This window comes from Pectobacterium colocasium (assembly GCF_020181655.1).
GTDB classification, from domain to species: Bacteria; Pseudomonadota; Gammaproteobacteria; order Enterobacterales; family Enterobacteriaceae; genus Pectobacterium; species Pectobacterium colocasium.
Genome location: NZ_CP084032.1, coordinates 1,383,190 through 1,396,975 on the forward strand (window position 1 = coordinate 1,383,190; position 13,786 = coordinate 1,396,975).

The 13,786-nt window shown below is 51.6% G+C and carries 17 protein-coding genes and 1 riboswitch; of the genes, 4 read left to right on the forward strand and 13 right to left on the reverse strand.

All coding sequences use genetic code 11. The features are described from left to right. Positions 1-212: 212 nt before the first annotated feature. Positions 213-440, forward strand: a complete 228-nt coding sequence (locus LCF41_RS06075; RefSeq protein WP_225087304.1) for a DUF1272 domain-containing protein — start codon at positions 213-215, stop codon at positions 438-440. Positions 441-526: 86 nt separating this feature from the next. Here LCF41_RS06075 and LCF41_RS06080 read toward each other — a convergent pair whose 3' ends face one another. The 4 genes from LCF41_RS06080 to LCF41_RS06095 are packed head-to-tail and all read right to left on the reverse strand — an operon-like array spanning position 527 to position 2,898. Then, positions 527-718, reverse strand: a complete 192-nt coding sequence (locus LCF41_RS06080) for a YpfN family protein (RefSeq protein WP_225087305.1) — start codon at positions 716-718, stop codon at positions 527-529. A 2-nt stretch (positions 719-720) separates the two neighbouring features. Next, positions 721-1,395, reverse strand: coding sequence for a M15 family metallopeptidase (locus tag LCF41_RS06085; RefSeq protein WP_225087306.1), 675 nt, complete (start codon positions 1,393-1,395; stop codon positions 721-723). Beyond that, complete coding sequence (gene dapE / locus LCF41_RS06090; protein ID WP_225087307.1) at positions 1,392-2,519, reverse strand: succinyl-diaminopimelate desuccinylase; 1,128 nt, start codon at positions 2,517-2,519, stop codon at positions 1,392-1,394. Before dapE ends, LCF41_RS06085 begins: the two co-directional genes overlap by 4 nt. 1 nt (position 2,520) lies before the next feature. Continuing rightward, entirely contained in the window at positions 2,521-2,898 is a 378-nt protein-coding gene (locus LCF41_RS06095; RefSeq protein ID WP_225087308.1) for an ArsC family reductase, read from the reverse strand. 233 nt (positions 2,899-3,131) lie between these two features. On the opposite strand from LCF41_RS06095, the gene ypfM reads away from it, so the two are divergent. Next, positions 3,132-3,191, forward strand: coding sequence for a protein YpfM (ypfM, locus tag LCF41_RS22410; protein ID WP_137739554.1), 60 nt, complete (start codon positions 3,132-3,134; stop codon positions 3,189-3,191). Positions 3,192-3,356: 165 nt separating this feature from the next. On the opposite strand, the gene LCF41_RS06105 is transcribed toward ypfM, so the two are convergent. Then, complete coding sequence (locus LCF41_RS06105; protein WP_225087309.1) at positions 3,357-4,067, reverse strand: aspartate/glutamate racemase family protein; 711 nt, start codon at positions 4,065-4,067, stop codon at positions 3,357-3,359. A 218-nt stretch (positions 4,068-4,285) separates the two neighbouring features. On the opposite strand from LCF41_RS06105, the gene cspE reads away from it, so the two are divergent. Next, the gene (cspE, locus tag LCF41_RS06110; protein ID WP_005976270.1) at positions 4,286-4,495 is read left to right on the forward strand and encodes a transcription antiterminator/RNA stability regulator CspE; all 210 of its coding nucleotides are present in this window, start codon (positions 4,286-4,288) and stop codon (positions 4,493-4,495) included. Positions 4,496-4,592: 97 nt separating this feature from the next. Here the strand turns inward: cspE and crcB are convergent, their stop codons facing one another. Further along, the gene (gene crcB, locus LCF41_RS06115; protein WP_225087310.1) at positions 4,593-4,976 is read right to left on the reverse strand and encodes a fluoride efflux transporter CrcB; all 384 of its coding nucleotides are present in this window, start codon (positions 4,974-4,976) and stop codon (positions 4,593-4,595) included. Between the two features lie 85 nt (positions 4,977-5,061). Further along, positions 5,062-5,167: riboswitch (Fluoride riboswitch) on the reverse strand. 231 nt (positions 5,168-5,398) lie between these two features. On the opposite strand from crcB, the gene tatA reads away from it, so the two are divergent. Continuing rightward, positions 5,399-5,596 (forward strand): Sec-independent protein translocase subunit TatA, encoded by a 198-nt coding sequence (gene tatA, locus LCF41_RS06120; protein ID WP_039498795.1) that lies wholly within the window; start codon positions 5,399-5,401, stop codon positions 5,594-5,596. A gap of 82 nt (positions 5,597-5,678) precedes the next feature. Here the strand turns inward: tatA and lipA are convergent, their stop codons facing one another. From lipA to mrdA, 7 genes are all read right to left on the reverse strand, one after another. After that, positions 5,679-6,644, reverse strand: coding sequence for a lipoyl synthase (lipA, locus tag LCF41_RS06125; protein ID WP_225087311.1), 966 nt, complete (start codon positions 6,642-6,644; stop codon positions 5,679-5,681). A gap of 227 nt (positions 6,645-6,871) precedes the next feature. After that, a complete protein-coding gene (lipB, locus tag LCF41_RS06130) occupies positions 6,872-7,555 on the reverse strand; it encodes a lipoyl(octanoyl) transferase LipB (RefSeq protein WP_225087312.1) in 684 nt (227 codons plus the stop codon). Between the two features lie 271 nt (positions 7,556-7,826). Continuing rightward, positions 7,827-8,090, reverse strand: a complete 264-nt coding sequence (gene ybeD / locus LCF41_RS06135) for a DUF493 family protein YbeD (protein WP_005976281.1) — start codon at positions 8,088-8,090, stop codon at positions 7,827-7,829. A 150-nt stretch (positions 8,091-8,240) separates the two neighbouring features. Then, positions 8,241-9,452: a D-alanyl-D-alanine carboxypeptidase DacA gene (dacA, locus tag LCF41_RS06140; protein WP_225087313.1), complete on the reverse strand. Its 1,212-nt coding sequence runs from the start codon at positions 9,450-9,452 to the stop codon at positions 8,241-8,243. A gap of 166 nt (positions 9,453-9,618) precedes the next feature. Beyond that, entirely contained in the window at positions 9,619-10,737 is a 1,119-nt protein-coding gene (rlpA, locus tag LCF41_RS06145; protein WP_225087314.1) for an endolytic peptidoglycan transglycosylase RlpA, read from the reverse strand. Positions 10,738-10,750: 13 nt separating this feature from the next. Continuing rightward, a complete protein-coding gene (gene mrdB, locus LCF41_RS06150; RefSeq protein ID WP_015839464.1) occupies positions 10,751-11,863 on the reverse strand; it encodes a peptidoglycan glycosyltransferase MrdB in 1,113 nt (370 codons plus the stop codon). A gap of 9 nt (positions 11,864-11,872) precedes the next feature. Beyond that, positions 11,873-13,777: a peptidoglycan DD-transpeptidase MrdA gene (gene mrdA, locus LCF41_RS06155; RefSeq protein ID WP_225087315.1), complete on the reverse strand. Its 1,905-nt coding sequence runs from the start codon at positions 13,775-13,777 to the stop codon at positions 11,873-11,875. Positions 13,778-13,786: the final 9 nt, after the last annotated feature.

Below are 13,786 nucleotides of genomic sequence, written 5' to 3' on the forward strand. Positions count from 1 at the left end.
ACGAATAGAGAACCGCCTCCCAAAAAACAGGGATTCGGAAAGTCAGACTGTTGTTAATGAGGGGGGCGCTATTCTGGTGAATAAACCTCATTTGCATGAAGGTCGGTTTCTGGTAGAAAAGAATCTCCGTCTCCTTCACTACTCTTTGTGCAATAGCTACAGAAAAGTGACAGCGAGGGACCGATTATTTTTTGTTGAATCAGGATAAGCCGATGCTGGAATTACGCCCTAATTGTGAGCACTGTGACTGTGATTTACCGCCAGATACCGAAACGTATATCTGCTCCTATGAATGTACGTTCTGCCCAGACTGTGCGGATACCGTCTTTCATCACGCCTGCCCGAACTGCGGCGGTGAGTTAGTCAAACGGCCGGTGCGTCCGGCACGCTGTCTGGTTAACGATCCGGCCTCAACGATTCGTATCGTAAAACCGCACTGAGCGGGCGGAAAGTTTTGTTCCCGCCGCGTGAGAATCCAAACCGCCCGCAGCGTGACGCTTAACTGGCGGTTTGGCGATGACCCGTATCAGGGTTTTTTCTTCGGCCAGTCCTCGTCTTCATCATCCCATTTATCGTTGTTGTCACGATGCGGGGGCAATTTGGGTTTGTTGAGCAGAAAACGCGTGTGGTCAACGTTGCGCAATTCTTTGATGCCGTTAATCAGCATGCCAATCAGGATAATCAGGATTATCCACCAGTAATCAGCCAGCCATGCCATGGTTACGCCTCGTCAACATTATGAATATAACGGGTAAACAGCTGCGGCAAGTTCTGGCAAAGCCAGTGGTAGCCTGCAATATCTTCATCTTGCCAGGCGGCAAGAATGAGGTCGGGTGTAAGCTGTTCTTCCGCATACTGTGCTAATGGATAATAGCTGATATGCCAGGGTTCGACTGCGACACCGCCGAGATCGTGCGCATAAGGCCGATAAAAACCGTATTCATGCATGTGCGCGCTCAACCACGCGTTCAAGACGGCAAAATAACCGCCTTCTTCATATTCCCACGGTTCTAGCTGGAGCGAACTGCCTGCGGGTAATAAATCGGGATCGTAGATATCGAGATCGCTGCCCCAGTGGTGGCGGCTGGATCCGGGCATGGCAGACCAGCGTAGAATTGCTTCACAGCGCTCGGCGTCGTCCAGAGCTGACACATCCAGAGGCTGACTGTTTGCATCCATGACGGGACGTTCACCGCGAAACTTGCCATTCCAGATTTGACGCTGGCGTTCGAAATCCCGAAACGTACTGGCGGGCTGTAGGTTAAATCCTGCGGTTTTTGCCGCCAGCTGTAGCGCCAGAAACGCTGTTACCGCCTCCGGTTGAAGGCGATGGCGACCGTCTAAAGCGACCAGATGCTGGTCGCTTTTACCGGTTAACATAGCTGACGTCATCATGCGATGAGCTGCTCCATAATGCGCTGGTACATCCGGCTCAGCAGCTGCAAGTCTGCCGCGCTGACGCACTCGTCCACTTTATGGATTGTGGCATTGACGGGGCCGAGTTCAACCACCTGTGCGCCCATACGCGCGATGAAACGGCCATCGGAGGTGCCACCATTGGTCAGCAGCTCTGGAGTCACCTCGTTGTAATGCTCGACGGCATTCACTACGGCATCGACCAGTTCGCCGCGAGCGGTCAGGAACGGCTGGCCGGAGAGCTTCCAGTCGATGGTGTAATTGAGCTGGTGACGATCCAGTAATTCTGCGACGCGTTGCTGGATTAGCGTATCTGTTAATTCGGTGCTGAAACGGAAATTGAACTGCACAAACAGTTCGCCGGGGATGACGTTGTTGCTGCCGGTGCCTGCCTGAATATTGGCAATCTGCATGGTGGTTGGCGGGAAGAAATCGTTGCCCCGATCCCACTCGGTGGCGATCAGCTCGTTAAGCGCTGGTGCGGCACGATGGACAGGGTTGTCCGCCAGATGAGGATAGGCAACGTGTCCTTGTACGCCGTGTACGTACAGGTTCGCCGTGATAGAACCACGACGGCCATTTTTTACCACATCGCCCACAACATGCGTACTCGACGGCTCGCCGACCAGACAGTAGTCCAGGCGTTCGTTGCGTGCCATCAGCGCCTCAACCACTTTTACCGTGCCGTTAACGGCGCTGGCTTCTTCGTCCGACGTAATCAGGAACGCGAGACGCCCTTGATGATTCGGGTGAGCGGCGACAAAGCGCTCGGCGGCAATCACCATTGCTGCCAGCGAACCTTTCATATCCGCGGCACCGCGACCGTACAACATACCGTCACGGATGATCGGTTCAAACGGTGGGTGCTGCCACTGGTTTTCATCCCCGCTGGGAACCACATCGGTGTGTCCTGCGAAGGCCAGCGTTTTTCCCGCACCGCGCCATGCCCAAAAGTTCTGGGTATCGCCAAAGTCCATTGCTTCGACGGTAAAGCCAATCGCCGTCAGGCGTTCAATCATGAGCGCCTGGCAGCCCTCGTCATTCGGGCTAAGGGAAGGGCGTTTAATTAACTGTTGAGCGAGCTCTATGACTGGGCAAGACACGTTATTGGTTCTCCGCAATAAATTTCTGGTAGCTGTCGATACTAAACCCAAGCAGCGCGTTACCGCCATCGGCAACCAGCAACGGTCGTTTAATCACCGCTGGCTGTTCCAGCATCAGGCTTTTGGCGGCCTCTGCGCTGTCACGAGTATCGCTATTGATTAATTCACGCCGTTCCTCACTGAGCTTACGCCAGGTCGTTCCGCGTGTATTGAGTAAAGCCTGAAACCCCAGTTGGTCGATAAAACGCTGTAGCTGCTGTTCATCCAGACCGTCGGCACGGTAATCATGGAAGAGATACGCCACCTGTTGATCGTCCAGCCAGCGGCGCGCTTTCTTTATGGTGTCACAGTTTTTGATGCCGTACATGGTCAGCGCCATAGGGGTAAAATCCTTTCTGCTTATTGGGTTGCATGACGATCGCTGTTCTCGGCAGCGCGGCCTGATGAGGCCTAATCGGGCGATAGCCCAGCATGCCGAAAAAAGGCGGGGAGATCTACTGTGAACTGTGTAGCAGAAATAGGCGGCAGTACGCTTTTTATACTTTCATAATACTTTTACCTGATTAAAAAGTGTGCGTATAATGCATCGCCGTTAATCACCAAGAGGTTCGCATGGTAGAAGTAGAAGTGAGTACTTGGAAAGATTTTATTGAAGCAATGTTACGTAAATAATAACGAGAAGTACTGTTAGTCATTGCATACCAGGAATAAAATCATACGAATAAGCAGTATTGAGTCTCTCAATACTGCTTTTTTTCTATCCAAAAAGGGGAAACTTGAGTGAATAAAAGAGGGTATTATTAAGCTTGCGAACGAAATCCATTTTATCCAATTAATTCATGTGGATGATTGGTTAAGCGCAAATTTCGCAGCGGCAATTGCGTGAAGCTTACTGGTGTCAAAAAGAGGAACTGTCGCATCTTGGGCGCTGATTAACAGCGGAATTTCCGTACACCCCAGAATGATGCCTTCCGCGCCTTGCTGTTCAAGCTGCTGGATAATGCCCCGATAGGCCTGCCGCGAGGTGTCGTTAATGTTCCCCAGACACAGTTCGTCGTAAATGATGCGGTTAACGATTTCCTTTCCCTCATGATCGGGAACCATCACCTCCACGCCAAATCGTTCCTGAATGCGCTGGCGATAGAAATCCTGCTCCATCGTGTAGCGGGTTCCGAGCAGGCCGACTTTCTTCAATCCGTGCTGTTTCAGGCTGGTACCGGTGGCATCGGCAATATGCAAAAGAGGAAGCTGGCAGGCACGTTCAACGTCATCGGCCACTTTATGCATGGTGTTGGTACAGATGACGATAGCGTCTGCGCCAGCCTGACGTAATCCTACTGCGATATTGCTGAGTAAAGCGGCTGACTGCTCCCAATCACCTTGTGACTGCAACCGTTCGATCTCGTGGAAATCGACGCTGTGCAGGATGATTTTGGCGGAGTGCAGGCCGCCAAGTTGGCCTTTCACATACTCGTTGATCATGCGGTAATACGGGATGGTGGATTCCCAACTCATTCCCCCGATCAGACCCAGCGTTTTGCTTACCATGGTGCCTTCCTTCGATATCATAAAAAGTGATGAATCGGCCAGAACCGAGCGCTCTGCGTTCTGCATCGGGTTAAAATAGGGCAGCGAGGTCTCCCGGTATACATTTTTAGCGATTTTTATCACTTTTTATCCAACTTCAACTGGACAAAAGGCCAATCTATTGTTGTACTGTACCTGACACAGATTTTGTGTCTTTCATTCATGTAAAGGTAAGTTTGATGTCTAAGATTAAAGGTAGTGTTAAGTGGTTTAATGAGTCCAAAGGCTTCGGTTTCATTACTCCTGAAGATGGTAGCAAAGACGTGTTCGTACACTTCTCTGCCATCCAGAGCAATGGTTTCAAAACTCTGGCTGAAGGTCAGCGTGTAGAGTTCGAAATCACTGACGGTGCCAAAGGTCCTTCTGCTGCTAACGTTAACGCTATTTAATTATACCGATTTCGTGAAAAACCCGCCTATGGCGGGTTTTTTTTGCTTCATTTTCCACGTGCTATCAATTTTCACGTGCCATCAATTATCAAAAATATCAGTGCGTTGTCACCCACGTGACCAGAGCAAACGCCAGCGCGGTCATCAGTAACGATCCCGCCAGATTCAACAACACATGTAACCCCGCCGCTGCCAGCTGTCCGCTTTGCAGAAACATGACAACCTCTGCGGAAAAGGTAGAAAACGTTGTTAGGCCGCCGCATAGCCCGGTGGTAATCAACATTTTCCAGCCCTGATCGAGATGAGGATGGCGCAGGAAGAAAGCGAGGGCGCCGCCAATCACAAAGGCGCCAATCAAGTTGGCAAGTAAGGTACCCAGCGGCAGCGTTGGATACAGATTATTAAACTTCATTCCGAGTTGCCAGCGTGCCACGCTGCCAACTCCGCCACCAATAAATACCGCGAGTAATGTACTAAACATAGAAATCTTTCCTGGATTATTTGTGCTTAGGGCGTTTTTGTCATCTCGAAGAGTATCGGGCAGGACGCTACGCCCTCTCTGCGAGGTGGACGTAGACATCATTAGCCAAGTGGCGGTTGTACCCTGTCGTTCAGTCTGCCAGCGTTTTTGGTGGCATTAGGGTAGGGAGGAATGTCATCTCCGCTTTGGAGGGAAAAGTTTACGTCGTCGGACAGTTTTTTTGTAGTGATACCGAGGGAAAAGTTGTAAACCAATCTGAATGCGTGTGAAAGCGCTTTTCCCGCGTCTTACTTTGTTACAGATGGCGATTGTATCGTGTTGCGTAAGGTTTTACATAGAAGGCATAGGATAAAAAGCATTGCTCCGACAAGAATAGTCTCGTTTGCTGGCGTCTCCAGCCTCTGTAAATCAGGTAGGTTTGTATGGAAGGTATCAGTATTGCCAAACTGTTGGTGATTGGCGCATTAATCATCCTGCTGTTCGGTACGAATAAACTTCGTAGCTTAGGCGGTGATTTGGGCGCGGCGATTAAAGGCTTTAAAAAGGCGATGAATGACGATCAACCGGCAAAAACGGATGATACAGCAGCGCTGCATGATTCATCTCGTAAAGAATCCTGATTGCCCATCACACAGCAAAACGGACGGCTATTGCCGTCCGTTTTTTATTCCACACAAAAAATGTGTAAAAAACTATGAGCGCTTATTTTACTTCGATGCCTTTTGCCTGTAGGTCGGCATGGTAAGACGAGCGAACAAATGGGCCGCAGGCTGCATGGGTAAAGCCCATCGCCATCGCTTCGGCTTTCATCTCATCAAATTCATCCGGGCTGACGTAACGCTGTACTGGCAGATGATGGCGGCTAGGCTGTAAATATTGTCCCAGCGTCAGCATCGTCACTCCGTGGCGGCGCAGGTCGCGCATGACTTCCACGATTTCAGCATTGGTTTCTCCCAATCCAACCATCAGGCCAGATTTGGTCGGGATATCCGGGTGCGCGTTTTTGAAGTTCTCCAGCAACTTCAGTGACCACTCATAATTCGCGCCAGGGCGAACCTGACGATAAACGCGCGGTACGTTTTCCAGATTGTGGTTGAACACATCCGGTGGCGTGGCGGTCAGGATCTCTAACGCGCGATCCATACGGCCGCGGAAGTCTGGCACCAGCGTTTCGATGCGGATATTCGGGTTTTTACGGCGAATGGCGCTAATGCAGTCTGCAAAGTGCTGTGCTCCACCGTCGCGCAGGTCATCACGGTCAACCGAGGTGATCACCACATAGCGTAAACCCATGTCATGGATAGTCTGTGCCAGTTTCTCAGGCTCATTCGCATCCGGCGTAAGCGGGCGGCCGTGGGCAACGTCACAGAACGGGCAGCGACGCGTACAGATGGCGCCCAGAATCATGAAAGTCGCGGTGCCGTGGTTAAAACACTCTGCCAGATTCGGACAGGAGGCTTCTTCGCAAACTGAGTGCAACCCGTTTTTGCGCATGGCTGCTTTGATTCCCTGAATACGGCTTGAATCTGCCGGAAGTTTAATCTTCATCCATTCAGGTTTGCGCAGAATCTCTTGGCGTTCGGTAACGACGGTACGTACCGGGATTAGCGCCATTTTATCGGCATCGCGGTATTTAACGCCGCGTTCGATCTGAATCGGTTTACTCATGTTTGCGTAAGTTCCAGTTCTGAATCGTTTCTTTAAATTTGTTATCCAAATTCAAAGGATTATGTTTTTGGTTAAACTTTTTTTTAAAAAACTCTAAAAATTATATCATCTTGCCTAACCACAATCAGCCTTTGCGCGATCAAAATGAATAAATTATGTGAATAAAATGTAATTTATCAAGACGTGATAGTCTAACCGGTTGATTTTCATCGACAGGATGAAACTTGTTAACCAGGAAGCGGCTCACCCTGTATGTCCAGATTCCACGGAATAAACTCGGGTGCGGAATAGCCAACTTGCTGTAAAAAGGTGTTCACTAGCACGGGGGATGTGTCATCCAGCGTGACGCCTGCTACCAGATCGCTAATTTGCGTCATTTCCATACCAGCGTAACCACATGGGTTGATACGCAAGAAAGGAGAGAGATCCATCGCGATATTGAGCGCCAGTCCGTGGAACGAGCAGCCTTTACGAATGCGCAGCCCCAACGAACAGATTTTACGCTCCCCCACATAGACGCCGGGCGCATCAGGGCGCGCATGAGCTTCGATCTGGAAATGTGCCAACGTACCAATCACGGTATTTTCGATGGCGGTGACGAGCTGGCGAACGCCGAGCTTGCGGCGTTTTAGATCAATCAACACGTACATGACCTGTTGGCCGGGGCCGTGATAGGTCACCTGGCCGCCTCTGTCGCTCTGAATGACGGGAATATCGCCAGGCATGAGGACATGTTCGGCTTTTCCTGCCTGACCTTGTGTGAATACGCGAGGGTGTTGAACCAGCCAGAGTTCGTCCGGGGTATTCTCATCGCGTCGGTCGGTGAAGTTATGCATCGCCAGAGAGACGGGTTCATATGGCTGTACGTCAAATTGGCGTACGATGATCTTATCCTGTAGCAAGTGTGTCATCTTCAGGTTAAGGAAAGGTGGGGGGATTATAACGGCGGGAGGCCTCAGCGAACAGCACTATGCAAATTATGTAGTGCAAAACGTCGGTGACACAAAACCATGCACGATAAAACTATGCATCACAAAACTGTGCATCACAAAACCATGCATCACAAAACCATGCATCACAAAACTATGCCGCCCGCCAATTTTCCCGCTCGTTCTTCTTACTGCGTGGTTCTTACAGAACCCTATGCTTTACAGGACGCTATGCCTTACAGAACCATATGTCTTACAGAACCATACGTACGATATCGATATTGCCCAGTTCTTCGTACAGCGTTTCCACCTGCTCAATGTGTGTTGCCGTGATGGTGATAGAAACGGAGTGATAATTCCCTTTGCTGCTGGGTTTGATCTGTGGCGTGTAGTCGCCTGGCGCATGACGCTGTACCACTTCAACGACCAGATCGACCAACTCTGGTTTTGCCTCACCCATGACCTTGTAGGTAAAAACACAGGGGAATTCAAGCAGTTCGTTTAATTTGGTTTTCATTTGCGCTCCAGAAAAGGGAATACATCGGCGTAATGCCGACTGTATTAGCCACGATATAACGACATTATACTAAAAAATAACACTCCCGCGTTGTGCGGGAGTGATGGATGCTATCTATATGGGGACGTTTTAGCCCCAGACAAGGGGGGATTAGCCGAACCAGTGGTGGAACATCAATTTGATGTAGTCGATCATGCGGCCAAAGATCCCGCCTTCTTTCACTTCGTTCATGACTACCAGCGGGCGCTGGTCGATCGTTTTGCCATCCAGTTGGAAGTTGATGGAACCCACAACCTGATTTTTCGCTAACGGCGCGTGCAGTTCTGTGTTGTCCAGAACATAGCTGGCTTTCAGATCTTTCATACGGCCGCGTGGAATAGTCAGGTAGGCATCTTTCTCAACGCCCAGCGCCACGCGGTCGCTGTCGCCAAACCAGACGGGTTCGGAAGCGAATTCTTTGCCTGCTTTCAGCGGCGCAACGGTTTCAAAGAAGCGGAAGCCCCAGGTCAGCAGCTTTTTACTTTCTGATTCGCGTCCTTTGGCATTACGACCACCCAGTACCGCTGAAATCAGGCGCATCTGACCTTCTGTTGCCGAGGCGACCAGATTAAAGCCGGCTGATGACGTATGACCCGTTTTGATGCCGTCAACATTCAGACTGGAATCCCACAGCAAACCGTTACGGTTAGGCTGGCGAATGTTATTGAACGTGAATTCTTTCTCTTTGTAGGTCGCGTATTCTTCTGGCACATCGCGGATCAGCGCCTGGCCGATCAAAGCCATATCACGCGCCGAACTGAACTGGCCGGGCGCATCCAGACCGTGTACGGTTTCAAAATTGGTATTTTGCAGTCCCAGCGCCTTCACGTAACCGTTCATAAGGTTAACGAAAGCGTCCTGGCTGCCGGCGACGTAGTCGGCCATCGCGACACAAGCATCATTACCGGATTGCAGGATAATACCGCGGTTTAATTGGGATACGGGAACACGGTCGCCCGGCTTCAGGAACATCAGGGAAGAGCCCTGGAAGGTCGGGTTGCCAGTTGCCCAGGCATCTTTACCGACGGTAACGATGTCGTTCGGGGTGATTTTTCCTGATTTAATGGCTTGACCAATGACGTAGCTGGTCATCATTTTCGTTAAGCTGGCCGGATCGCGGCGCGTGTCGGCATTCATTTCCGCCAACACTTTCCCAGAGTTGTAATCAATCAGGATGTAGGATTCAGCATCGATTTGCGGAACGCCGGGGATCATCGTTTTGAGATTGATATCTTCGGCATAGGCAAAGGAAGTGGCACTAATGGCGAGCAGTGCGCCAAGCGCAGTACGCTTAGTAAAACGAGACGTGTTTACAGTATTCATGATTGGAACAACAACATCCGTGGGTATGAGTTAAAAAACGAGCCACACTATAGCAGATGGGCAATAGGCCGGCATCAGACATTACGTTACGTGATTTTGCAAAAGGGCGGTATGTTCAATGCCATAGCCGCCGTTTTCGCTGCGCAAGTCTGCCGGTTATTCGCTACTAAAGTGTGCTGGGTGCGGCGGTAATAAACGACTGCTGCTGAGCTTCGACTGACAAACGTTGTTGAAGTTCAGCGGCTTGCTGACGATTCTGGAATGGCCCCAGTTGGATACGGTACAGCCCGCCGCTCGCTGTGACTTTACCGGCTACGCGGAAGCGTTCGCTCAGGCTGCGTTGCCAGGTTTGTGCACGCTGCTGATCGCTCAGCGCCCCGACCTGAACCACATAGCGCCCCGTAGCAGACGGTGTCGTTGCGGCGGGTGCGGCAACGGCAGCCGCTGGCGCGACGCTCAGTGGCGCTGCGGATGAAGACGGCGTTGCCGCCGGCGTCACGCTGGACTCAACCACGCCAGCGCGCAGCGCGGAAGGCGCTCCCAAAAAACCACCGCTGTGCGACGGTGCGCTGCTTTGCGGCTGTGTGCTTTCTGCTGGCACGCTCAGGCTGCTATTGCTGATTGGGCGAACGGCGCTGTTCGGCGTGGGGGATGTCGATTCCATCATGGGGGTACCCAGCCCGCTAGCGCCGAAGCTTGGGCGTTCTGGCAGGGCGAAGCTTTGCTTCGCGACGGTGGTGCCCACGGTTCCGGGGCCGGAGAGCGTGCCGTCTGGTGCGACGTTGATGAAATCCACTTTTACTTTGGTATTGTTCGAGATATTCAGCCGATCGCCTGCGGCTTTCGACAGATCGATAATTCTACCCGGTGTATACGGTCCGCGATCGTTCACACGCACAACCAGACGACGACCGTTGCTCAGGTTGGTGACGCGGACATAGCTCGGCAGCGGCAACGTCGGGTGCGCGGCGGTGATCGCATTCGGATCAAACGTCTCGCCGATTGACGTGCGGTTACCGCTGGCTTCTTCGCCGTACCAGGCGGCTAAGCCGGTCTCGCTAAAGTTTTGCGGATCTTTGACAATTTTATAGCTCTTGCCTTTGATGCTGTAGTCTTGCAGCGTCCCCTGATTGTAGGGTTCGTAACGGGGTTCCGCACCGCCGATTTCCTCAACGGGGCCGCTATAGACCTGAGTCACGGGCGGAGCAGGCTGCCGCTGTTCCGTCGTGGTACAGGCAGCAAGCGCCAGAGTTGCTACGCCGATCCAAAGCCAATCCTTACGCATTGCTCACCTCGTGTTATAAATTTTTGGATAGCAGTTTGCGGTGAGTATGTATCGACATGACGATACCGAACCCCGCCATTAAGACGACCAGCGCCGATCCGCCATAGCTGATTAGCGGTAGCGGCACGCCAACGACGGGAAGTATACCGCTGACCATCCCGATATTGACGAAAACATAGAAAAACAGAATCAGCATCAGCCCGCCGACCATCACCCGGCCGAACGAGGTTTGTGCATTAGCGGCAATGACCAGACCGCGCATGATCATGAACAGATACATCGCGAGCAGAATCAAAACGCCGATTAAGCCGAGTTCTTCTGACAGCACGGCAAAGATAAAGTCGGTGTGGCGTTCGGGCAAAAACTCTAACTGAGACTGTGTGCCGTGCAGCCAACCTTTTCCAGACAGGCCACCAGAGCCTATCGCAATTTTCGACTGAATAATATGGTATCCGGCACCAAGCGGATCGCTTTCTGGATCGAGCAGCATCATCACTCTGGCGCGCTGATAATCATGCATCAGGAAAAACCAGAGTATAGGAATAAACGCGGCGAGTAGCAGAACGGCGATACCAATTAAACGCCAGCTCATACCAGCGAGGAAAAGCACAAACAGCCCTGATAGCGCGACCAGAATTGAGGTGCCTAAATCCGGCTGTGCGGCAACCAGCAGCGTAGGGACAAAAATCAATACCAGCGCGATTGCCGTATTTTTTAGCGACGGCGGACACATATCACGGTTGATAAAACGCGCAACCATGAGCGGTACGGCGATCTTGGCGATTTCCGACGGCTGGAAACGGATAAAGCCCAGATCCAGCCAGCGCTGTGCACCTTTACTAATCTGCCCGAAAATATCCACGATGAGCAGCAAAATCACGCAAAAGACGTAGAGGTAGGGAGCCCAGCCCTCATACACGCGGGGTGGGATTTGCGCCATCACGATCATCACCGTAAACCCCAGTACGATTTGAACGACTTTTCGCTCCATCATACCGACGTCTTGCCCGCTGGCGCTCCATAAGACAAATAGGCTATAGCCCAGCAGTGCCAGGATGCAGAGAAGAAACGGGAGGTCGATGTGGATTTTCGCCCAGAACGATCCCTTTTGTTGGCTATCGGTCATGACTGTTTGTTACTCACTCTCGCTACCCGGTGACGCAGGGGGCGCACTGGGTAAATCAGTATTGTTATCACCCAGCAGAATATGATCAAGGATCTGGCGAGTGATGGTGCCAACGGTCGGGCCTGCGCCGCCGTTTTCCAAAATGACCGATACTGCGACTTTAGGATTCTTGTACGGGGCAAAGGCAACCATTAACTTATGGTCACGCAGATGCTCTGCGATCTTGTGCGCATTATAGGTTTCGTTTTCTTTTAGGCCGAAGACCTGCGCCGTACCGGATTTTGCCGCAATTTTATAAGGGGCATCCTCGAAACTTTTGTGCGCGGTGCCGTTAGCACGGTTAGCCACGCCATACATACCATCTTTTGCCACTTCCCAGTAGCCAGAGTGAATGTCGCCAATTTGCTGATTCTCGGCCTGTCGGTAAGGCACAATAACGCCATTTTCGCGTGAACTATAAAGCAAATGCGGTGTTTTGACCTGGCCGTCGTTGATCAGTGTGACCAGCGCCTTATTCATCTGGATCGGCGTCGCCGTCCAATAGCCTTGCCCGATTCCGACAGGAATCGTGTCGCCCTGATACCAGGGTTTTTTGAATTGTCTGAGCTTCCACTCACGGGTTGGCATGTTACCTCTGCTTTCTTCCGAGATATCAATACCGGTTCGTTGCCCGTACCCGAATTTGTTCATCCATTCAGATAAACGGTCGATGCCCATGTCATAAGCAACTTGATAGAAGAAGGTATCCGCAGACTCTTCCAGTGATTTGGTGAGATTCAGGCGGCCGTGTCCCCATTTTTTCCAGTCGCGAAAACGCTTTTCTGAACCGGGTAACTGCCACCAGCCGGGATCGAACAGGCTGGTGTTGGTCGTAATGACTCCTGCCGTCAGGGCGGAAACTGCGATGTAAGGTTTCACGGTGGAAGCGGGGGGATACACACCTTGTGTCGCACGGTTGATCAACGGACGATTGGGGTCGTTACGTAATTTGTTGTAATCTTTGGTAGAAATGCCATCGACAAAGAGGTTGGGGTCATAACTGGGGGTAGAAACCATCGCCAGAATACCGCCATCGCGCGGGTCGGTGACGATGACCGCAGCACGACTACCTTCGAGTAATTTTTCGATGTAGATTTGCAGACTCAGGTCCAACGTTAGATAAATATCACGTCCGGCCTGTGGCGGCTGTTCATGGAGCTGACGGATCACACGGCCACGGTTGTTAACTTCAACTTCCTCATAGCCGGGCTTACCGTGCAGTAAATCTTCGTAATGGCGCTCGATGCCCAGCTTACCGATGTCGCGCGTAGCGGCATAATCGGCGATTTTCTCTTCTTTGGTCAGCCGCTCTACGTCTTTATCGTTGATTTTGGAAACATAGCCGGTGATGTGTGTCAGCGCAGAGCCATAAGGGTAATAGCGGCGCTGATAACCTTTAATTTCAACACCGGGAAAGCGATATTGGTTGACGGCAAAGCGGGCAACCTGAATCTCGGTGAGCCCGGTTTTTACCGGAATCGAGGTAAAGCGGCGCGAGCGCTTGCGCTCTTTTTCAAAACCCTCCAGATCGTCATCGGTGAGATCGACGACGGGACGCAGTGCTTCCAGCGTATCTTTAAGATTGTCGACTTTGTCGGGTACGAGTTCTAACTGGTAGATAGTGCGGTTTAGTGCCAGTGGGGTGCCGTTGCGGTCATAGATGATGCCGCGACTGGGCGCGATAGGAACCAGCTTAATACGGTTTTCATTAGAGCGCGTGCGATAGTCATCAACACGCACAATTTGCAGATGATAAAGGTTAGCGACTAATACACCGGAAAGCAGCAAAATGCCCAGAAAGGCAACCAAAGCACGGCGCACGAACAGGGCGGACTCAGCCGTATAATCTCGAAAGGGTTTACGTTCTACTTTCATCCAGCGTTA